This is a genomic window from Schaalia suimastitidis DSM 15538, assembly GCF_000429105.1.
GTDB lineage: Bacteria > Actinomycetota > Actinomycetes > Actinomycetales > Actinomycetaceae > Pauljensenia > Pauljensenia suimastitidis.
Genome location: NZ_KE386848.1, coordinates 314680 through 334433, shown reverse-complemented (window position 1 = coordinate 334433; position 19754 = coordinate 314680). Strand labels below are relative to the sequence as shown.

17 protein-coding genes and 1 tRNA gene are annotated in these 19754 nt (G+C 55.0%); 10 read left to right on the top strand and 8 right to left on the bottom strand.

The features are described from left to right. The first annotated feature begins 15 nt into the window (after positions 1-15). Positions 16-1749, top strand: a complete 1734-nt coding sequence (gene sucB / locus G438_RS0108375) for a 2-oxoglutarate dehydrogenase, E2 component, dihydrolipoamide succinyltransferase (RefSeq protein WP_026460937.1) — start codon at positions 16-18, stop codon at positions 1747-1749. A 195-nt stretch (positions 1750-1944) separates the two neighbouring features. Here sucB and G438_RS0108370 read toward each other — a convergent pair whose 3' ends face one another. Continuing rightward, positions 1945-3273, bottom strand: a complete 1329-nt coding sequence (locus G438_RS0108370) for a protein kinase domain-containing protein (protein WP_026460936.1) — start codon at positions 3271-3273, stop codon at positions 1945-1947. 113 nt (positions 3274-3386) lie between these two features. Here G438_RS0108370 and G438_RS0108365 point away from each other — a divergent pair, with 113 nt between their 5' ends. From G438_RS0108365 to G438_RS0108350, 4 genes are all read left to right on the top strand, one after another. Beyond that, the gene (locus G438_RS0108365; protein ID WP_026460935.1) at positions 3387-4082 is read left to right on the top strand and encodes a DUF4191 domain-containing protein; all 696 of its coding nucleotides are present in this window, start codon (positions 3387-3389) and stop codon (positions 4080-4082) included. An 87-nt stretch (positions 4083-4169) separates the two neighbouring features. Further along, positions 4170-5105, top strand: coding sequence for an ABC transporter substrate-binding protein (locus tag G438_RS0108360; RefSeq protein WP_026460934.1), 936 nt, complete (start codon positions 4170-4172; stop codon positions 5103-5105). 52 nt (positions 5106-5157) lie between these two features. Further along, positions 5158-6081 (top strand): amino acid ABC transporter permease, encoded by a 924-nt coding sequence (locus G438_RS0108355; RefSeq protein ID WP_026460933.1) that lies wholly within the window; start codon positions 5158-5160, stop codon positions 6079-6081. Positions 6082-6098: 17 nt separating this feature from the next. After that, positions 6099-6863: an amino acid ABC transporter ATP-binding protein gene (locus G438_RS0108350; RefSeq protein WP_034285951.1), complete on the top strand. Its 765-nt coding sequence runs from the start codon at positions 6099-6101 to the stop codon at positions 6861-6863. Between the two features lie 48 nt (positions 6864-6911). Here G438_RS0108350 and G438_RS0108345 read toward each other — a convergent pair whose 3' ends face one another. After that, a complete protein-coding gene (locus G438_RS0108345) occupies positions 6912-8522 on the bottom strand; it encodes an ABC-F family ATP-binding cassette domain-containing protein (RefSeq protein WP_026460931.1) in 1611 nt (536 codons plus the stop codon). Between the two features lie 138 nt (positions 8523-8660). Between G438_RS0108345 and G438_RS0108340 the strand changes: the two genes are divergently transcribed. Together G438_RS0108340 and G438_RS0108335 are read left to right on the top strand one after the other, a co-directional pair. After that, positions 8661-9566 (top strand): ABC transporter ATP-binding protein, encoded by a 906-nt coding sequence (locus G438_RS0108340; RefSeq protein ID WP_026460930.1) that lies wholly within the window; start codon positions 8661-8663, stop codon positions 9564-9566. Continuing rightward, positions 9566-10354: an ABC transporter permease subunit gene (locus G438_RS0108335; RefSeq protein WP_026460929.1), complete on the top strand. Its 789-nt coding sequence runs from the start codon at positions 9566-9568 to the stop codon at positions 10352-10354. Before G438_RS0108340 ends, G438_RS0108335 begins: the two co-directional genes overlap by 1 nt. Positions 10355-10457: 103 nt before the next feature. On the opposite strand, the gene G438_RS11500 is transcribed toward G438_RS0108335, so the two are convergent. Further along, complete coding sequence (locus G438_RS11500) at positions 10458-11789, bottom strand: DUF5692 family protein (protein ID WP_051259434.1); 1332 nt, start codon at positions 11787-11789, stop codon at positions 10458-10460. A 256-nt stretch (positions 11790-12045) separates the two neighbouring features. Here G438_RS11500 and G438_RS0108325 point away from each other — a divergent pair, with 256 nt between their 5' ends. The 3 genes from G438_RS0108325 to G438_RS12090 all read left to right on the top strand — a co-directional run bounded on the left by G438_RS0108325 (position 12046) and on the right by G438_RS12090 (position 16866). Beyond that, positions 12046-13014, top strand: a complete 969-nt coding sequence (locus G438_RS0108325; RefSeq protein ID WP_476707407.1) for a hypothetical protein — start codon at positions 12046-12048, stop codon at positions 13012-13014. A 35-nt stretch (positions 13015-13049) separates the two neighbouring features. Next, positions 13050-14081 (top strand): DUF5692 family protein, encoded by a 1032-nt coding sequence (locus G438_RS0108320; RefSeq protein WP_026460927.1) that lies wholly within the window; start codon positions 13050-13052, stop codon positions 14079-14081. Positions 14082-14217: 136 nt separating this feature from the next. After that, positions 14218-16866 carry an exo-alpha-sialidase gene (locus tag G438_RS12090; RefSeq protein WP_051259433.1) on the top strand — a complete coding sequence of 883 codons (2649 nt, stop codon included), beginning with the start codon at positions 14218-14220 and terminating at the stop codon, positions 16864-16866. Between the two features lie 224 nt (positions 16867-17090). Here G438_RS12090 and G438_RS11490 read toward each other — a convergent pair whose 3' ends face one another. The 5 genes from G438_RS11490 to nadD form a co-directional block, all read right to left on the bottom strand. After that, positions 17091-17456, bottom strand: coding sequence for a VanZ family protein (locus G438_RS11490; RefSeq protein ID WP_051259432.1), 366 nt, complete (start codon positions 17454-17456; stop codon positions 17091-17093). Between the two features lie 140 nt (positions 17457-17596). Next, a tRNA-Ala gene (locus tag G438_RS0108305) sits at positions 17597-17669 on the bottom strand. A gap of 178 nt (positions 17670-17847) precedes the next feature. Next, on the bottom strand, positions 17848-18567 hold the full coding sequence (locus tag G438_RS0108300; RefSeq protein ID WP_051259431.1) for a histidine phosphatase family protein: 720 nt from the start codon (positions 18565-18567) through the stop codon (positions 17848-17850). After that, positions 18564-18965, bottom strand: coding sequence for a ribosome silencing factor (gene rsfS, locus G438_RS0108295; protein ID WP_026460925.1), 402 nt, complete (start codon positions 18963-18965; stop codon positions 18564-18566). The genes G438_RS0108300 and rsfS overlap by 4 nt, the downstream gene beginning before the upstream one ends. A 96-nt stretch (positions 18966-19061) precedes the next feature. After that, the gene (gene nadD / locus G438_RS11485) at positions 19062-19754 is read right to left on the bottom strand and encodes a nicotinate-nucleotide adenylyltransferase (protein ID WP_084403205.1); all 693 of its coding nucleotides are present in this window, start codon (positions 19752-19754) and stop codon (positions 19062-19064) included.

Genomic DNA, 19754 nt, shown 5'->3' with positions numbered 1-19754 from the left:
ACAAGGAGAAAACACATGGCAACTGACGTGACCATGCCTGCGCTGGGCGAGTCGGTGACTGAAGGAACAGTCACCACTTGGCTAAAAAGTGTTGGCGATACTGTCGCACTCGACGAACCGTTAGTGGAGGTTTCCACTGACAAGGTAGATTCTGAGGTTCCTTCACCTGCGGCAGGCGTGCTGCTAGAAATCCTCGTTCAAGAAGACGACACAGTTGAGGTGGGTACTGTTATTGCACGTATCGGTGATGCCTCGGAAGTTACCTCAACGACGCCTGTCGCTGCAGACCTTCCGGTACAGGCGGCACCACCTGCCCCTGCTGTTGCCCCAGCACCAGTTGCCATTGCTGCACCAGCAACGCCTGACGCAGCCGCAACTGGCACTGTCGGTGACGGTGTCAAGGTCACCATGCCAGCACTTGGTGAATCCGTATCCGAGGGCACGGTGACCACCTGGCTGAAGGCTGTGGGTGACCGTGTTGAGGCCGACGAGGCACTACTTGAGGTTTCAACCGACAAGGTCGATTCTGAAGTACCCTCCCCTGCCACAGGTTGGCTTGCCCAAATCCTCGTTGATGAAGACGAAACAGTCGAGGTCGGTACGGTACTTGCTGTTATCACAGAAACCGAACCAGGTGACCTTGCCGTGGCGGCGGCCCCGACATCAGCGCCCGCTGCTCCGTCGACACCCGTACCAGGGGAAGCCTCCGCCCCTGCCCAACCAGCAGCCCCGCAGGTCGCTTCTGTCGTTGAAGCCGCCCTTCCTGCAGCCTTTGCTGCACCCGCCGCCCCCGCCTCAGCACCTGCTGCCCCCGTGGCTCCCGTCGCAGCACCCCTTAGCGGCGGATACGTCACGCCGATCGTACGCAAACTTGCCCGCGAGGCTGGCGTGGATCTGGCGACGGTGACCGGAACAGGCGTGGGTGGCCGTATTCGACGCGAAGATGTCGAAGCCGCAGCGGCAGCGCTTCAAAAAGTGGCAAGCACATCTTCGGTTGAGGTCGCACCCGCACAAACACGTGAGCCCTCCCCGTTACGTGGAACGACGGAAAAGATGTCGCGCCTGCGTCAAACAATTTCGCGTCGCATGGTGGAGTCGTTGCAGACCGCTGCACAACTCACCACGGTTATCGAGGTCGATGTCACCAAGATTGCCGCCTTGCGGGCACAGGCAAAGGATTCTTTCGCCGCGCGTGAGAACGCTAAACTCACCTTCTTGCCGTTCTTCGTTAAGGCGGCGACTGAAGCACTGCTCTACCATCCCAAGATCAATGCCACGATCGCCGATAAGGAAGTGACCTACTTCGATCACGAGCATATTGGTATTGCGGTTGACACTGAACGTGGTCTTCTAGTGCCGGTTATTAAAGATGCTGGCACCAAGTCCCTCGCTGATCTTGCCCGTTCCATCGGTGATTTGGCGGCACGCACACGCAACGCCACTGCCTCAGCAGATGAGCTTTCTGGCTCCACCTTCACCATTACGAATACCGGGTCGGGCGGCGCGCTCTTTGATACACCAGTACTCAATATGCCCGAAACGGCAATTATGGGTGTGGGCACCATCGTGAAACGCCCTGTGGTTGTCAAAGACACCTTGGGGAATGACTCCATCGCTATTCGTTCGATGGTGTATTTGTCGCTTTCCTACGACCACCGCCTTGTTGATGGCGCGGACGCATCGCGTTTCCTCATGGATGTGAAGAAACGCCTTGAAGAAGGCGCATTCGAGACAGAACTCGGACTGTGAGATCACCGCTGTCACGTAGGTGATGGCAAGGGGCGGAGTTGGCAGCTGTCAGCTCCGCCCCTCTGCTTTCTCGTGAACTATTGGAAGTCGTGGCCCGCAGCCTCAAAGCCTTACGATGTCACAGCTCCCACAATCGCTTCGGCAAAGAAGGGTGACCTGCAATACCCCAAAACTTCTGGGTATTGGATCCACGCTTTATTGTCGTATTGCTTCCACAAGCAGGAGCGTATCGCCACCGAGTGTTAAACGCATGGGCACAATTGGTCCGGCAGCGATATTGCGGCATATTCCGTTGTCGCAACGTTGATACGCCTGTTGTTGCACATGCGCATCAATGGCAATGCGTCCATCGCCACTACAGGTAACCTGGTAAGCCTCAGCCGTCGTGCGATATGAGTAGATGTGGATATTTTCGTTACTCATTGCGAAGATCCGGTTGAGGTCTTCGGCCAGGACATCATCACCTAAGGCAGCATCGAGATTACTAATATCGTGCGCGCTAAGAGCGTTGTCTCTGATTGACAGAATCTGTTCCAAACGTGCGTTCGCCTGGTCGATTGATAGGCACGAGGCAACTGAAGCTCCGTCGCTCATAGTAACCGAAGTGGGATATTCTTCTGCGCCGATAACCGTCTCAGAAACAGAAACGTTCCCGCTTTGAGCCTCGTTGGAAGGCCGAGTACCGCGGGACAGTGCTACAGCGCCGCTGGCAAGGACCCCGATCACCAGTGCACAACCAAGTATGAGCAGCCGCGGCAACGCTAGTTGGCGTCCTACTGTGCCGCGGTGGCGCGCTAAACGAGGCGGAGGCATCGTTGGCGTGGCCAATGCACTCAGACGCATCGCTTGGATGGGATCGTAGTCATGAGGGATATATCGGCGCAGTTTGCGCCCACTGTGGACAGCTTCGCCTACACCCTCTTTGCACGTGTCACCTTGACTACTTTGGCTTAGCGCAAGGCGAGTGAGACGTTCGACGCTGCAGGAAGGCGCTTCAATGGCCTCGGCAATTCGCGCAAGCGCCAAGTAGTCGCCCGCAGCGTCTTTGGTAAGGTCCTGAGACCATTCGGGGGTGCCACCGCCAGGGCCTATCTCTTCAGCGATGTCAATGAGAACCGGACCGCTGTCGGTCATGAGGATATTCGTTGGACTGATATCTGCATGAACGATGCCAGCACTGTGTAACACAGAAACCCCATCAATAAGGGCATCGATCAGTGCTTCCTTTTCGTCGAGTCGGCGCAGACTGCCCTGATCCATGATGTACGCAAGACTGGGCCCACTCAAGCGTTCTGTCACCAATGCGACTCGCCCATCAGCATCGACACTAATGTCGATCAATGTCAGCACATGCGGGTGTGACACCTGTGCCCATCGATCCCAGCGACGGCGGTAACGCGCATATTCATCTGAGCTACGCAGTTGTATGAGTGCTTCACGGCCATCGGATGTGTGGGTGGCCCAATAAGGACCACCGCGTGCAACACAGACAATTTCACCCAATTCATAACTGTTGATCTTCATCTCATAAGAATGCAGTGACTTTATTTAATTTCGCAATGGATTACTCCACTCTGTGGAAACAGGTGCGAAGGTGATCTTCGCCGAGGCAATTAGCCCTATAGACTAGAGGCATTATGAGCGACACGACTTCCACTCCAAAGAAGCGTCGGTGGTATCACAACCTCAAGGACGCCTACAGCATTACCGCCCGCACCTACCCGTGGATCGGATGGGTTTTGGGGGGAATGTCCATAGCTATCATCGCCATCGGAGTGCTGATTGCCGCACTCACCAGCGGTTCATATATCCTTTGGACGATCCTTGGGATCTCTACCGCTGCACTCGCCTCGATGTCTCTTTTGGCGTTCCTTGTGCGCAGGGCGATGTATAGCCAGGTTGATGGGCGCGTTGGAGCAGTTTATGCTGTGCTATCCCAGATTCGTCGTGGCTGGATCGTCCCAGAGCAACCGGTTGCTGGCAACCGCGAGCAGGATCTTGTGTGGCGTATCGTTGGCCGCCCTGGCGTTGTCCTCATCTCGGAAGGGCCATCCTCTCGTGTGAAGCCACTGTTGGATGCCGAACGCAAGAAGGTTGTCCGTGTGATGCGTAATGTGCCTGTGCACATCATTCAGGTGGGGCAAGAAGCTGGGCAGATTAAGTTAGCTCAACTCGAATCTGCACTACGCAAGCTCAAGAAGCACCTGACAAGAGAAGAAGTCCCTGCAGTTCAACAACGTCTTGCCGCATTGACGCGCCTTCAGGCTCCGATTCCTAAAGGGATTGATCCAACGAAGGTTCGTCCCAGTAGACGCGCCTTCCGCGGACGCTGATCTACCGCATACTGAGACACCCCGACGTATATTTATACGTCGGGGTGCATACTTATAGATGTTGATTCCCAACTGAGAGGCACTCCCATGCGCAAGCTCTCCGCCGCAGCCATCGTCGCTGCAGCAGCCTTCGCCCTCGTCGGCTGCTCGGACCCAGACCAAACCACGTCATCAAGTACCGCATCCGGGGAAGAAACCACCACCTCGGCAAGTACTGTGGAAGCATTTGATGTCAGCCAGATCCCCACCGTGGACGAGATCGCGGCTTTGGTTCCGGCAGCAGTGAAAGAACGCGACGTTTTGCGTAACGGCGCATCCACTGACTATGCCCCTGGCGAATTCCGTGGAGCTGATGGGCAAACACCAGTTGGCTACGACGTTGACCTCACACGTGCCCTCGCAAAGGTCATGGGCCTATCTGATGGCGAAACCACACACGCGGAATTCCCCACCATTTTGCCTGCATTGGGGACAAAATTCGATGTTGGTATCTCCTCCTTCACGATCACGCCAGAACGCGTGGAACAGGTGCATATGATTTCCTACGTTGAGGTGGGCTCAGCATATGCGGTAGCAGCGGGGAACCCCTCAGCCTTTGATCCAACGAATGTTTGTGGCAGCACCATTGGTGTACAAAACGGCACCTACCAGCAGGAACTCGCCCAAACACTGTCTGACGAATGTGAGGCCGCTGGGAAGGAAGCAATTTCCATCATGCCTCATGACCTGCAAAGTGATATCGCCACCAAAGTTATTGGCGGCCAGTATGACGCAACATTCGCCGATTCCACAGTGATTGGCTACGCAGTCGAATTGTCCACTGGGAAACTGGAGCAAGTCGGTGACGTCATCGAATCTGAACCTCAAGGTGTTGCAGTGGCCCAAGCTGACCTAGAGCTTGCCACCGCCGTCCAAGCAGCACTGCAGTACCTCATGGACGAGGGGTACCTCAAGCAAATCCTCGCCGCCTACGGTGCCGAAGGTGCTGCCCTGACCACTGCTGAGCTGCACTCGGCAAAGTAACGGCTGACGGTCGGACCCCAAGGTCCGACCGCGACCTTTATCGAGGAAACCCATGGCACACGTGAAAGACAACGTTGAACTCATTGATTCCAAACCGGCCCCCAAACCCGGCCGATGGGTGTCGGCCGTATTCGTTGCGATCGTCGCGGCCTTCATCGGTTATGGCCTTGTCACCAACCCGAATTACCGGTGGGATGTTGTTGGTCAATGGCTGTTCTCGCAAACCATCGTCACCGGTGTCATCTACACGTTGATCCTCACCGTGATCGCCATGCTGCTTGGCACCGCACTGGCAATCACCATGGCCATCATGCGCCAATCAGTCAACCCTGTGCTTCGTTGGGTCGCCACGTTCTATATCTGGTTTTTCCGCGGCACCCCGATCTACACGCAGTTGATTTTCTGGTCGCTGATCCCTGTTCTCTACCCAACGATCTCGCTGGGAATCCCCTTTGGACCGACATTTGCCACCTTTGAAACCAGCGTACTTTTCACGGCATTTTGGATGGCATGTATCGGCCTGGGCCTCAACGAAGGTGCCTACCTGGCAGAGATTATGCGAGCGGGCCTACTGTCAGTTGACAAAGGCCAATGGGAAGCTGCCACCGCCCTTGGGATGCCTCGTAGCCTCGTGTTCCGCCGCATCATTTTGCCGCAGGCAATGCGTGTCATCGTTCCCCCCATTGGCAATGAAACCATTTCCATGTTGAAAACCACGTCATTGGTGGCGGCAATCCCCTACACCTTAGAACTCACCTTCGTGGCACGCACTAAAGGCCAAGCCCTGTTCCTCCCGGTTCCTCTGCTTATTTCTGCCGCACTGTGGTACATGGCCATTACGACACTTCTCATGTGGATACAAAGCCATATCGAAAGGCATTTTTCGAAAGGCTTTGAACGTCGCAATGCTGAGAAAAAGCCGGGCCCTTCAGCTGATGCCCATACCGAAACTGCGTTTATCGAGGTGACCCCGTGACGACAATATCTGCACCAATGGTCCGAGTGCACCAGGTCCACAAGTTTTTTGGCAATGTGCATGTGTTACGTGGCATTGACCTAGAAGTGAAGGCTGGAGAGGTGTGTGTCATCCTTGGGCCTTCAGGTTCAGGAAAATCCACACTCTTGCGATGCCTGAATCAGTTGGAAACGATTTCTGCAGGTCGCGTTGAAGTGGAGGGAGAACTCCTGGGTTATCGCGAAGAAACCAAAAATGGGCAGACGGTTCTGCATGATCTCAGCGACAAGAAGATTGCGGCCCAGCGTTCACGTATCGGCATGGTCTTCCAGCGTTTCAATCTTTTCCCACATATGACGGCCATTGAGAACGTCATGGAGGCTCCTATCCACGTTGCTGGCATCGCAAAGGCCGAGGCGGCCCAGCGTGCGCGTGTATTACTTGCGCGGGTGGGTTTGGCCGATCGAGCCGACCACTATCCTTCTGAGCTTTCTGGCGGCCAACAGCAGCGCGTCGCCATTGCGCGGGCGTTGGCCATGGATCCAGAAATCATGCTTTTTGACGAGCCGACTTCCGCCCTCGATCCAGAACTTGTTGGCGAGGTACTTGGCGTAATGAAGGACCTCGCTGCGGATGGGATGACAATGGTTGTGGTCACCCACGAAGTTGGGTTTGCTCGCGAGGTCGCTGACACCGTCGTATTTATGGACGACGGCGTCGTCGTTGAGATGGGATCACCTGCAGAGGTGATTGACAATCCTCAACAAGAGCGCACCAAAGAATTCTTCTCGAAGGTACTGTAGGCGAGTCGATCCTGTCGCTATCTGCGCGGCACATCATGTGCCGCACTCCTAGGTGAGGGTCACCAGATCAAGGTAGGATTCGTCCCACAAATCTTCATCTGCGTCGGGCAACAGCAAAACACGCTGCGGTTCTAGGGCAACCACCGCACCTGGATCGTGGGTCACCAAAACAACTGCCCCCTGGTATGTACGCAAGGCGTTGAGGATTTCTTCACGTGACGCAGGATCAAGGTTATTCGTCGGTTCGTCCAGTAGCAGCACATTGGCTCCTGACACCACCAGTGTCGCAAGAGCGAGGCGCGTTTTCTCACCACCCGAAAGCACGTGGGTCGGTTTATAAATGTCGTCGCCTCCAAAGAGGAACTGCCCAAGCACTGACCGGACTTGTGTGTCATCTAAGCCAGGGGCAGCTGCCACCATATTTTCAATAACGGTTGCCCCCAGGTCAAGGGTTTCGTGTTCCTGCGCGTAATATCCCAAACGCAGTCCATGCCCGGGTACTACTTCGCCTGTGTCGGAGGCTTCGATCCCCGATAGCAGACGCAGGAGGGTGGTCTTACCAGCACCGTTAAGGCCCAACACCACGACCTTCGCTCCCCTGTCAATGGCGAGGTCAACACCAGTAAAAACCTCCAATGATCCGTAGGTTTTTGACAGTGAGGTGGCGCTCAGTGGCACCTTGCCGCAAGGCGCAGGTTCGGGGAAACGGAGGCGTGCCACTTTTTCGCCGTGCTGTTCTTGGCCCGCCATTGCCATGAGTTCTTCAGCTCGGCGCAGCATTTGTTGAGCAGCCACCGCTTTGGTCGCTTTGGCCCGCATTTTTTCGCCCTGTGCACGTAGTTGCTCGGCTTTTTTCAAGGCATTGGCACGTTCTTTACGTCGACGCCGCTCATCTTCTTCCCGTTGTTTGAGGTAGGCATTCCACCCCAGGTGGTAGATGTCGACTTCGGCGCGGTTAGCATCCAGATGGAACACCTGGTTGACAGTGTCTCCAAGAAGTTTGACGTCGTGAGAAATAATCATGACGCCACCGGGAAAGGTCTTAATCCAATCCCGAAGCCACACGATGGAATCGTGATCGAGGTGGTTAGTGGGTTCGTCGAGCAGGAGGACGTCTGCCTCGGAAAAGAGGACCCGAGCAAGTTCTACCCGTCGACGTTGGCCGCCCGACAGCGTATCGAGGCTTTGGTTGAGGACGCGGTCTTCAAGGCCAAGCGAGTGGGCAATTTGAGCCGCCTGCGCATTGGCAGCCCATCCACCTGCATTGGTGAAAGCCTGATCAAGTTTGACATAGCGTTCCATTGCCTTGATTTGGCGTGCGCCTTGTGCTGATGCCATGTCATTTTCGGCTTTACGTATACGGGCGATAATGGCGTCAATCCCCCGAACTGAGGTAATACGGTCACGTGCTGTTTGGCTCTGGTCCCCAAGGACGGTGTCTTGCGCAAGGTAGCCGATTGTGCCTGTAGTACTGATCGTGCCTTCATATTCAGCAGCGCCACTGTCCTTTTGTCCTGCAAGTAGTCGCATCGTTGTGGTTTTTCCTGCGCCGTTTCGCCCAACGAGCCCGATGCGCATTCCCTTGTCGATTCGAAAGCTCACATTGTTGACAAGTTGTCGCGGCCCGATACGCAAGGAAAAATTTTGGACGTTAATCACCGCCCAAGTCTACGTGGCACCTCCAGTAAATGCGACAAGGCGCGGTCCTCGTACCTGCAGCGCCACGGCTGAGCAGTGACAAAGCGTATACAGGCGTGCCCCCTGCTTTTCTCGGGGTGATAAGCGTAGGCTGTTGATATGACGAATGTCGTTGAAATCACCGAGGTGACGAAGCGTTTCCGCTCTGTTGTTGCCCTCGACACGCTGAGTCTGGCCATTGAATCCAATACGGTGTTTGGCGTCATCGGCCCCAACGGTGCCGGAAAGACGACATTGATGCGCTTACTTTTGGACGTCATACGGCCTACGTCAGGACGTGTGCGCGTACTGGGCCAAAATCCCCGCAGTGCAGGCGCTGCCTTACGGCGACGTATCGGCTTCTTACCTGGGGAGACACATTTCAATCCGAAGCTTTCAGGTAGCGATCATCTGCGTTTTTGGTCCCGCCTTGGCCCCGCAGTCGATCGGCACTACCTTGACTCTTTAACCACGCGCTTCGACTTTGATCTCACCCGCCGTGTGGGAACGCTTTCCAAAGGGAATAAACAAAAATTGGGGATTATTCAGGCCTTTATGCACAAACCTGAGCTTCTCATCCTCGACGAGCCAACATCTGGGCTCGACCCAGTAGGTCAGCAAATCTTTATTGACTGCACGCGCGAGGCGCAACAGCGTGGTGCAACGATCATCTTGTCATCGCATATCGTGTCCGAGATTGAGCAGATCGCCCAGCAAGCGGCGGTACTTCGCCACGGACAGTTAGTAAGGAACGCGACTATTGACGAGCTACGGCAGAGCCTTCAACGGCACGTGAAAGCACGTCTTCGCGGCGACTCGCTTCCCGGTGTGCGCGAAGAATTAACGGCATGTAATCTCCCGTTTGACGTGCACGATGATGGCGACACCTTCACCGTCACAGGGCTCATCGAAGGTCGCAGTAACGACGTTGTTGCCTTCTTTGCCCGCCACGACCTCGTTGATCTTGTCATCACTGAACCCGCTTTAGCCGATTCGCTGCGCACGATCTACGGCAAGGAGGACTGATGCTTGCTGTGTGTTCCCACGAAATCAGGGCCACGTGGACGGCATTTCTTTTGTGGATTCTTGCCTTTTCAGGCTTGCTGGTGGCTTATGGCTCTTTCTATCCGTTACTTGGGACCGGGCCTGGGATGCAGGAGCTGATCCAACAGCTTCCCGCTGACATGGTCGAGGCGCTGGGATATGACGCGATTGCTTCGGGTGCCGGTTGGACTCATTCGACTTTTTTTGGGTTACTTGGTTTATTCCTCATATGTGCGGCAGGTATCGTGTGGGGCACGCGAGCACTTGCCAGTGAAGAAGACAGTGGGCGACTGGAAATGACGCTCGCGCACGGTATTTCACGCCTCAATTACTATGGTCAACAGCTACTGATGCTGCTCCTTCGCTTCCTCGTTATTGGCGTTATCACCTCGTGTGTATTGCTGGGACTCAATGAGGGGGCGCAGCTTCGTGTGGATATTGCCCTCATACCTGCCGAGGTCGTGGCGTGGCTCGCTCTTGGCTTCTTTTTCGCTGCGCTCAGTATTGGACTGGGAGCAGTTGGGATCCGCGCGCAAATCGCCCAGGCACTTGCCGTTGGTGTGCTATTGCTGAGTTATTTAGCCGATGCCTTGGGTAAGGCTGTTACAGACTACGAGTGGCTACGCTACTGCTCCCCCATTTCGTGGGTGTATCGCTCTATTCCGCTACAGGATGGTTGGCCATTTGCCGGAATCGTCCTTTTGCTTGGTTGCTCACTGTGCTTTATTGGCGTAGGTGGCGTGGTTTTCCGCTCCCGCGATATCCGTTAGCGTTGCTAATAGTCGTGCGCAGCGGCAGTGTCATGCGCTACTCGCTTGGGTTGGGTCCGCTTTCCTCCTGTATCCGCGGCAGGCTCGCATAGCCTCGTTCGTGTTATTCACGAGGCCCGGAAAGGCCGCGCTGAGGTGTTGTCGCACTACGCACTTCGAAAGGCACTTGTGCCTTTGGATAACGTCGATCCTTGCCTCCCCACCAGGGCATATAAGAGCTGTAACCATCGGTGGGCGGTACAAGGGATTGTGGGTCGAATCCCAATTCGTGCGGTGTTTCTTTGATCCGATCAACAAGGAAATACTTATCTTTGTCGTCGCAATGTTCACGCACGATTGTGCGAAATTCGCCAAGTTCACAGTAAAGGACACCGGTAATAGGGTTGCGCTGATGCCGAATGATCTTATAGAGCCAGTAGATAAATAACGCGACGTTCGCAATGAGAGCAAGAATAGCGCACACAATATTTGCCGTCGGATTCATGGTCGCGAAATTGAAGGTGTCATTGGGCGGCACCATGTACTCCGGTAACAGTGTGTTGACGGAGATCCAAAAGACTAGGGTGAAGCACCTGAACCATATCCACTGACCTTTTGCCCAGGTGAAAGCCGGAATTGTGCAGGCCAAGAGGAGGGCCAAGGTGCAGTACCACGAATAGTCTGCCAGAGAGTTATACAAGAAGGCGTGGTTCCACAGATCGTAGGCGATCACCCACGGCCAGACCATATCAACCCAAATCAGACCACGTACTTTTTGTTTCCCAGGCGACGTTGCGATAATTTTCCCAAGTCCCGTGATGGTGATGATATTGAGTAGACCTGCCGCAGCCGACACAAGGTTCCACCAGCCACCAATCGTGCGGAAACCCGTCTCGGGGTCAATGCCAATATTGCGGGATGCGAAATTATCGGCTAAGGCTTGATACCACTGCTGTGAATGAAGTTCGGCGGCGATACCGCGTGCCTCAGGCAAACCGGCGAGCATGTCGATCGTATGCGAACCATTCACTGCTTTCAGGCATTGCCAGTCGGCCGCGCATGCGTAGTAGGTGTCGGCATGGAGGTAAATGGTGAGGTCACGAATATTGGCTTCCATAATGTTGACCGCTAAGCCGATCCACAGTGCAACGCCGAGCCATATCGCGTACCGGTGCGCTTTGTGCGGGTGGCGTTTCGCGTAGACCAATACGATCCCCGTCATCGTTGCTGTGAGGATCATAATGGCGTATTTTCCGAAGGGGAACCAGCCCACCATTGGTGTGCCGTGTATCCATGCGTATGGCATCAGAGCGATACCTCCGATGGTCCATACGGCAAATATGGTCCAGTTCCACCGCCGGTTAATTTCTGCGACAAGTATCTGCGCTGCGAGTACCAGCAGCCACAGAAGGTAAACTTTCGGACTGCCTAGTTCCCACAGAAATAACGATTCCACTGTTTTCCTCCTTGAAAACGCAGCGACATTCTGTATAACGGCTTACTATAGTCACCAAGTAACTACTCGGTGTGCTTTTCGCTTGAAATAATCGACTCCATCTTTCGCCGCCATATTTACCCGACGACGATGTCGGGGAGCCAACTCCAAGCGATCCTTACCGCACCTATTTTTCAAGGAGGATCCCATGTCACCCATATCCCGAAAAACAGCAACTAAGGTGCTGCTTTTGTCAGCTGCCGGACTTATCGGCGGAATGTACACCTACAGTCAGCATTTTGGTAAAGCAACGCCACAGGAGCAGGCATGGCATTATCCGGGTGATGACCTGATTGATGCCAACTACGATAATGGCTACTCGTCAACCTATGCGATCACTATTGATGCACCTGCCTATGCTGTGTGGCGTTTATTTAAACAAATTGGCGCGGAGAAATCAGGGTCATTTTCCTCAGAGTTCCTCGAACGCACATTTGCGCGTCTGCCGTTTTTTAACTCTTACGAAATACAAGAGGAGTTCCAACAGCCTGATTCGATGATGCCTGGCGATATTGCGGCCTTTGACTTCCACGGAATGTCGATGGAGTGGGCTGATGTGGTGCCTGGAAAATACATGGTGCAGTGGGTTGACACTAAGAACCCACCGAAAGCACCCGGATCGTACGCATTCCGTTTCCCGGGGATGAAACACTTTGCCGCAGCGTGGTGTTTCTATATGGTTCCTCTAAAGGATGGGCGCACACGTTTGATTAATCACTGGCGGATCGGGTACGAGCCTGCATCAGCAGCCATGAAGGTCCTCAACTGGATCAACATTGAGTTGATCGGTGGTTGTATGACGAATATGCAAAATACGTACGTCAAGCGCGTCCTTGAGTTCCGAAAGAAGCAGCATCACACAGGTAAATTTATGCGTGGAATGCTTGGAGGCCGTTTCTTCCCAACAGGTACGCCTGCGGGACGTCATGACGGCACCCCACTTTTTGAGGACACATATACGCAGTGGTTCCGTTTTGGCCGTTCTGCACCTGCCGTGGCAGAAATCCGACCTCCGGTGACCGATGATCCTTCGTGGCCTCCAACGGGTCCGGGCACTCCATGGGAGGCGGTGGTTGATTCACAGTATTTCGTTGATTGGAAGGAACCTGTCTTTAGCTGGGATGAGCAGATCCGGCAAAAGATGGAGCGGACGTATCTGCCGCATTGGGGTAAGGAGGCACTGTGATGCGTGCCTTAGGTGCGTTGCCTGCCGTGGGTACGATGCCTGTCTCGGATGCGATTGAGCGGCCCAATTATCCCACCCTATTGTTCTTTGAGGTTGGGCAGTGGTGGGACTACGTGATGCTTATTGCCGTGGTTGCTGCCCTTGCTTTTCTGGCATGGCTTGCACAGCGCAGCTTATGGGTGGCGCTTGCTGTTTTTGTAGTCATACCCGTGGCACTGTCGATTTTTTGGTGGCCGACGTCGACTGCTGGGACTGCGTCCGCAGGGTGGTTCCCTGTGGTCAAGCAGTATTCAGCGCTTGCGGGAAGTTTGTCCTTAGTCGCGTTGCAGGTATTTCCGAGGCTTCGCCGCAATCGGTGGTATCTGCTGATTCCACCGCTCATTTTGGCTATCAATATTGCCGAGGCGGTGGTGCGTGATTTTCAGTGCTACGGCATCCATGGGGTGGATCCGTCACAGGGTATGGTGACATGGGGCGGGCCGTGGAATATTATGAACGGCATTGCAGGGATCCTGAACCTCCTAGCGATCTCAGGCTGGGTAGGTATTTTCGTGTCGAAACGCAAAGATCGGGCAATTATTTGGGGTGACCTGACGATTGGCTGGATTATTGCCTATGATCTGTGGAATTTTGCATACGTATATAACTGTCTGGCTGACCGTGCTTGGTATTCAGGTGTGGCGCTGCTGGCGGCGTGCACGATTCCGGCATTGATGAAATGCGGACGTGGTGCGTGGATTCAGTACCGTGCCTATACCTTGACATTGTGGTCTGCTGTGGTCCTCACCTTTCCACATTTCATGCACGATTCTGTATTCGCACATCGCAGTTCACATCATCCAGTGGCGTTGTTTGTTGTGTCAGCTGTGGCCTTGGCGGCAAATATCGTTGTCTTTGTCGTCCATATTCGCCGTATTGTGCGTTTGCGACGCAATCCGTTCACACAAGAGATTTACTCCGATACACCACGATATGTGGAATGGGTACGCGATCTTGCCACTGATGATGACCAGGACAGGATTGCTGCGCGTCTTGGCAAGAGCGCAAAGGAGTGTGGTTATCGATAAGGCTACGCCTATGGTGGGGATCGTGCTCATGTGCTTGCACGACCCCCACCATTAGATTTTCGGGTAACTATCATGCTAGAGTCCACTTGTCAGACATCTTACGCCTTGTGCTTTTGAGACACGTCAAGGAGGACGCATGACACGACATGCTGAAAACAGCCGTCACAATTTCACTGTTTCAACACTCATTGCTACAGCAATACTCACAAGCATCGCTGTTGCCACCCCCGGCACATCCCATGCCACTTCAAGCGAACCCCCCTCCGCCTCGGCAATGGATACGACGATGAGCGCGCCTTACGCGCTCGCCGAACAGGACCCCACACGAGTCAACTATCGAATACCTGCTATTACCGCCACGCCGGGCGGCGACCTCATCGCCGCATTCGATGAGCGCCCAATCAGCGCCAATAGTACGAAATATGGCCGCAATACCGGCGAAGGATTTAACGGACAATCCTGGCATGAACGCCTAAGTGCCCAATGGAAAAACGGGGAGGACTCCCCCAACCCCAACTCCATTCGTCAATTCCGCTCACGCGACGGCGGGAAAACCTGGGCGCCTGACGGCAATATATGCGATGGCAATCCCGTTGGCGACTGGACTCAAATAAATGGGTGCTCCGACCCGTCCTACGTCGTTGACTGGAACACCGGCAATATCTTCACCTTCTACGTTCGTAGTTACGAAGCAGGGATACAAGAATCGGTTGCAGGCAACGATCACAGTAACCGCAAGGTCATCCAAGCAGAACTTGCCACTTCCCGCGACGACGGGAAAACCTGGGAGCGTCGCATTATTACCAGCACGGTCACCCCTGACCCCAGTATTGCATGGCGGTTCGCCGCCTCTGGCCAAGGCATTCAGATTCGCCACGGTCAATACAAGGGCCGCCTTGTCCAACAGTTTACGCTGGCTAAGCGACATGGCGGCGCACAGGAAGCCTTCTCACTGTACTCCGACGATCACGGAACAACCTGGCGTGCCGGCTCCACCATCGGTGCCGATATGGATGAAAATAAAGTCGTTGAACGTTCCGACGGTTCACTCCTCCTGAACTCGCGTGACCGCACGCGGCACGGCAGTGGGGTACGCTGGCAAGCCGAGTCGTTTGACGGTGGCGCCACCTGGAACAACCTCCAACGCATCAGCGACATTACGGACGCTAAAACCAATGGGCAACCCGTCAGAGCCTTCCCCAATGCCGCACCAGAAGATCCCCGTTCACAGGTCCTTCTTTTCGCCAATGCCCAGGTCTGGCACGATAACAACAACCGCCACCGCGGCACCATCTGGATGTCATGCGACAACGGTAAGACATGGCCAATTCACAAAGTATTCAATGAAGACTCCACAGGATATGCGACCATCACAGTGCAGCACGACGGACGTATTGGGCTACTGACGGAAGACGGACAAGGAACACATAAAGAAAAAGGAATCTTCTACCGCTCCTTCGGACTGGGATGGCTCGGTCAAGCCTGCGCTTCAATGACAGTCAATAACGTTGAGGTAAAAAGCCTCCCTGCACGTGCCGAGTTCACCGCCACCGTGGCAAGTACATCAGGCAACACTGAAGGAACCATCACCGTGGAGGACTTGCCCGCCTCGTGGAAAGCAGAGCCGGTACATGTCAGCGCGGACAACAGCGCACGCATCCCTGTGCAGGTGACAATACCTGCTGATGCCATGGATGGCGCCTACCCTTTGACTTTGCGCTTTACGGGAACTGATCATTCAGTGGCCACAGCAAAGGTCACGCTCACTATCACAGATGAGACGCGTATTGCACGTGAAAACTTCGATATCTGGTCGAATTCACAAGACGAGGTAGAGAAGCGACTCATCGAACATGCCGTTGATGGCGATATTCAAACATTCTGGCATTCCCAGTGGCGCAATAAGCCTTCGACAATTATCAATAACCACGTCATCATTGCTACCTTGAAACAGAGGCACGACCTGACAAAAGTGACGTATCTTCCTCCTCAGCGCGACTTGCGCAATGGTGCTTTTAAAGATTACGCAGTTTCAGTGGCACGTATCAACGGTGCGGCACACTGCACCGATGAGGGCATCACGTGGACGGTCGTAGGTGAGGGACAGTTGGCATACCAACGCGATACCTTTAGTGCATTGACACTTTCACCTGCTGCGAGCGCAGGCGTTAACTGCGTGAAAATCCACGTCACCAGTGAGCAAACGTCCTCCTCGGGTGGGACCAATGCTGCCGCAGCAGAGATTCGTTTCTATGGACTCCGCTCCATAGACCCATCGAAGGTGACCCTACATGCCTCGCCCACATCATTGAGCCCTGGCCAGACGGTGGAAATTTCAGCACACGGCTTACCTGCAGGCCGCGACGTTACCTTCGTTGTGCGACGAGGCGAGGCAACACTGCTCGCATTGCCTTCCGTATCCGCAAACGAAGCGGGGGTCGCCTCGACACATTGGGAGGTGCCAGCAGATGCTGAGCTCGGTGACTATCGGGCCTCAATAGAGGGCCTTGAACACGCCGACGCTACCTTTACTGTAAGCGCTGCCAAGCAAGACACGCCCGACACCGACCAGCAAGGCCAGCAAGGCCAGCAAGGCCAGCAAGGCCAGCAAGGCCAGCAAGGCCAGCAAGGCCAGCAAGGCCAGCCTATTGGCCGTCCGATTGCAACACAATCGACGAATACTCGGACTTTGGCTCGAACTGGCACCGCCGCAGCTAGCATTGCCGTCATCGCGCTCGTGGCACTAGGCGGTGGCCTCCTATTACGTCACCGCCGCAAGCAATAAGAACCACGTGGCCTATGCCCCCATTTCATGGGCCATGTACATAAGAGGCGGGTGGATCTTAGTGCGCAACGCACAAGGATCCACCCCCCTTTTATTGCCCTGGTCAGACTACAGCCTTGCCTTTACCCTCACCTCGGCGGCAAAAAGCACCACGTAATCGGATAATTGGCCCATTATCGAACACAAAAGTCCACCTTGCGCGTGTAATACTGAAGGAGGTTTCCCTAGCGGCCCGACGCTGCTCGCGACAACACCTTATGCGTGAAATAAGCAAGAACCAGCCCAAGAATAATGCCCCCTGCATCGGCAAGGATGTCAACAAAATCGGCGGAGCGCCTCGGCAAGAAGTGCTGGATCATCTCCACAGCGCACGCCCACACAAGTAAAAGTATCGCGCAGCGGGCAAATGCGGTCTGGGTGTAGCGCGTAAGTAGCATCAGCGCCCATGCGGTAAAGGCGAAGATCAGCAGATGCACCACTTTGTCTGCGTGGTCAAACCCCTGGGACAAGCCAGCACCGGGAACCTTCGGCAGAAAGAATCCGGCATTCATAACAACGGCAAGACCAACCCAGAAATAGGAAAAACGCACGGCGCCAGTCTAACGCGCACTGGAGGCGGAGGCTCGGAGCATATGATCACCCTACAGTCCGTGCAGCACAGCGCATTCCGCAACAAAAACACCTCACAACGAACCATCTGAAGAGGACACATGTTGTGAGGTGCCAAGAGTGGAGCTAAGGGGATTCGAACCCCTGACCTCTTCCATGCCATGGAAGCGCGCTACCAACTGCGCCATAGCCCCGAAGGTTTTGTCTGTGCGCTCTCGCGCGGCGACTCAACAAGGATAGCGGCATATGGACCGAGCTGCAAAATCGACAGCTATGCCGCGCACCACACTGTCACTTTCGGCATGCAGTTCTGCCTCATTGAAGCTGCAGTGCTTTCGTTTCCCCGCGGTAGGTCACCACTATCGGACAGCACTACGCACATATCGAGGCACCGACATTGTGCGCCGCTAAACGCCAAGCGGGAGCACCGGAGGCACCTGAGCCGCCGCCACCAACATGTACCAATTCACTCCAGTGACAGTTCTCTAAGCCTCGTAGTGCATCGAATGTCAGCGGCGACAAGCCCAGCATCGTAATCACTGCTCGGGTGATTGCTGAACCGTGACCAACGACCAGCAACGCACTGCCGTCGGCACCCTCGGATGCGTACTCGGTGGCCGCCTCGACCATCCGGCGTCCCACAAGTGCCGAGTCCTCGATGTCAGCCTCTAAGCATTCTCCGGTTTCACGCCACTGTTGGAACCATTGCGGGTACGCACCCTCAGCCTCGGCAACGGTGAGGCCCTCCATCACCCCGTAGGAACGTTCGATCAATCGGCTATCCGTAGCGAGCTGACCAACGGTAAGGCCAGCCTGCGTGCAGCCAGCCGCCACAATAGACGCCGTCTCAAAGGCACGGCTCAGCGGCGATGAAATAACTTTCACCTCCCGCGACAAGGTGGGCACCTCTGAAAAGGACACCTGCGTGGCACGTGTGGCAAGCCAATCAGGAAATAGCGTTGCTGCCTGCTGAGCTTGAAGCCGTCCTCGATCATTAAGCGGCTTATCAATAACCCCCTGGAAGCGTCGATCCACGTTGAAATCTGTTTGTCCGTGCCGAAGGAAAACGACACGACGAGCACCTATCCTCATCGCGTACCCCCTGCTCCGAGCAGCGCTGGTGACGGGACAACGTCAATCAATGCGGTCACCGGACAATCACCCCACAGGCTTTCCAATGCGTAATAGTCACGGTCATCGTCAACAAGGATATGAACAACGAGATCTCCATAGTCGAGCAACACCCACCGCGCTTCCGTACGTCCTTCAATGTGGGCGGGACGGTAGCCGCATTCACGAGCCACCACATCCATGATTTCCTCGGCGATAGCCTTCACCTGCCGTGCGCTCGGTGCTGACGCCACAACAAAGGCCTCAGCCAAGCCAAGGCGAGATGACACGTCAACGAGGACGGGACGATTTGCCAGCTTGTCATCAGCTGCTTTGGCCACCAGTTGGGCAAGTTCACGGGTGCTATCTGCGCAGGTCATAGATCTCCGTTCCGAAATATTGTCGAGGCGTGGGTAGGTGAACCCAATATTGTGCGGCAAGCGTCAACGGCGACCGGGCGACTACCTAAATGCAGGTCATTGCCCGTTACCATTGACCGCGGTCAACGTAGGTTCCTGTCCGGGCCGGTAGAGCCCATGTTTGGAAATATATTGGACAACACCATCGGGCACGAGGTACCACACGGGTTTCCCCTGTTCAACGCGGCTGCGGCAATCCGTTGAAGAGATTGCCATAGCGGGCACTTCCAGCAAGGAAACCGACGCGCGCGGTAAGCCTGTGGCATCAAGTTTATGACCTGGACGAGTCACACCAATAAAATGCGTGGTCTCAAAGAGTGTCTCAGAATCTTTCCATTTTACGATCTGCGCGAGGGCGTCAGCACCGGTGATGAAATAGAAATCTGCGTCAGGGTACAAGGGTCTCAGGTCAGCTAAGGTATCGACGGTATATGTGATCCCACCTCGGTCAATATCGACCCGTGACACCGAAAAACGCGGGTTCGACGCGGTCGCAACCACCGTCATCAGGTAACGGTGCTCGGCGGGTGTCACCGAACGCCCTTCTTTAAAAGGTTGCATAGCCGTGGGGACGAAAACTACCTCGTCAAGGTCGAAAACGTCCATTACTTCGCTGGCTGCAACGAGGTGTCCGTGATGGATTGGGTCGAAGGTACCACCCATAATGCCAACTGAACGCCGATCTTTATGGTCGCGCTTTCCGCGCGGTGGTCGAGTTCCGGTGACCACTCCCCTGTTGACTACACGCAT

Coding starts and splice junctions, on each gene's coding strand:
- sucB (WP_026460937.1), top strand. CDS start 16: ATGGCAACTGACGTGACCATGCCTGCGCTGGGCGAGTCGGTGACTGAA.
- G438_RS0108370 (WP_026460936.1), bottom strand. CDS start 3,273: ATGAAGATCAACAGTTATGAATTGGGTGAAATTGTCTGTGTTGCACGC.
- G438_RS0108365 (WP_026460935.1), top strand. CDS start 3,387: ATGAGCGACACGACTTCCACTCCAAAGAAGCGTCGGTGGTATCACAAC.
- G438_RS0108360 (WP_026460934.1), top strand. CDS start 4,170: ATGCGCAAGCTCTCCGCCGCAGCCATCGTCGCTGCAGCAGCCTTCGCC.
- G438_RS0108355 (WP_026460933.1), top strand. CDS start 5,158: ATGGCACACGTGAAAGACAACGTTGAACTCATTGATTCCAAACCGGCC.
- G438_RS0108350 (WP_034285951.1), top strand. CDS start 6,099: ATGGTCCGAGTGCACCAGGTCCACAAGTTTTTTGGCAATGTGCATGTG.
- G438_RS0108340 (WP_026460930.1), top strand. CDS start 8,661: ATGACGAATGTCGTTGAAATCACCGAGGTGACGAAGCGTTTCCGCTCT.
- G438_RS0108335 (WP_026460929.1), top strand. CDS start 9,566: ATGCTTGCTGTGTGTTCCCACGAAATCAGGGCCACGTGGACGGCATTT.
- G438_RS0108325 (WP_476707407.1), top strand. CDS start 12,046: ATGTACACCTACAGTCAGCATTTTGGTAAAGCAACGCCACAGGAGCAG.
- G438_RS0108320 (WP_026460927.1), top strand. CDS start 13,050: ATGCCTGTCTCGGATGCGATTGAGCGGCCCAATTATCCCACCCTATTG.
- G438_RS12090 (WP_051259433.1), top strand. CDS start 14,218: ATGACACGACATGCTGAAAACAGCCGTCACAATTTCACTGTTTCAACA.
- G438_RS0108300 (WP_051259431.1), bottom strand. CDS start 18,567: ATGAGGATAGGTGCTCGTCGTGTCGTTTTCCTTCGGCACGGACAAACA.
- rsfS (WP_026460925.1), bottom strand. CDS start 18,965: ATGACCTGCGCAGATAGCACCCGTGAACTTGCCCAACTGGTGGCCAAA.
- nadD (WP_084403205.1), bottom strand. CDS start 19,754: ATGCGTGTAGTCAACAGGGGAGTGGTCACCGGAACTCGACCACCGCGC.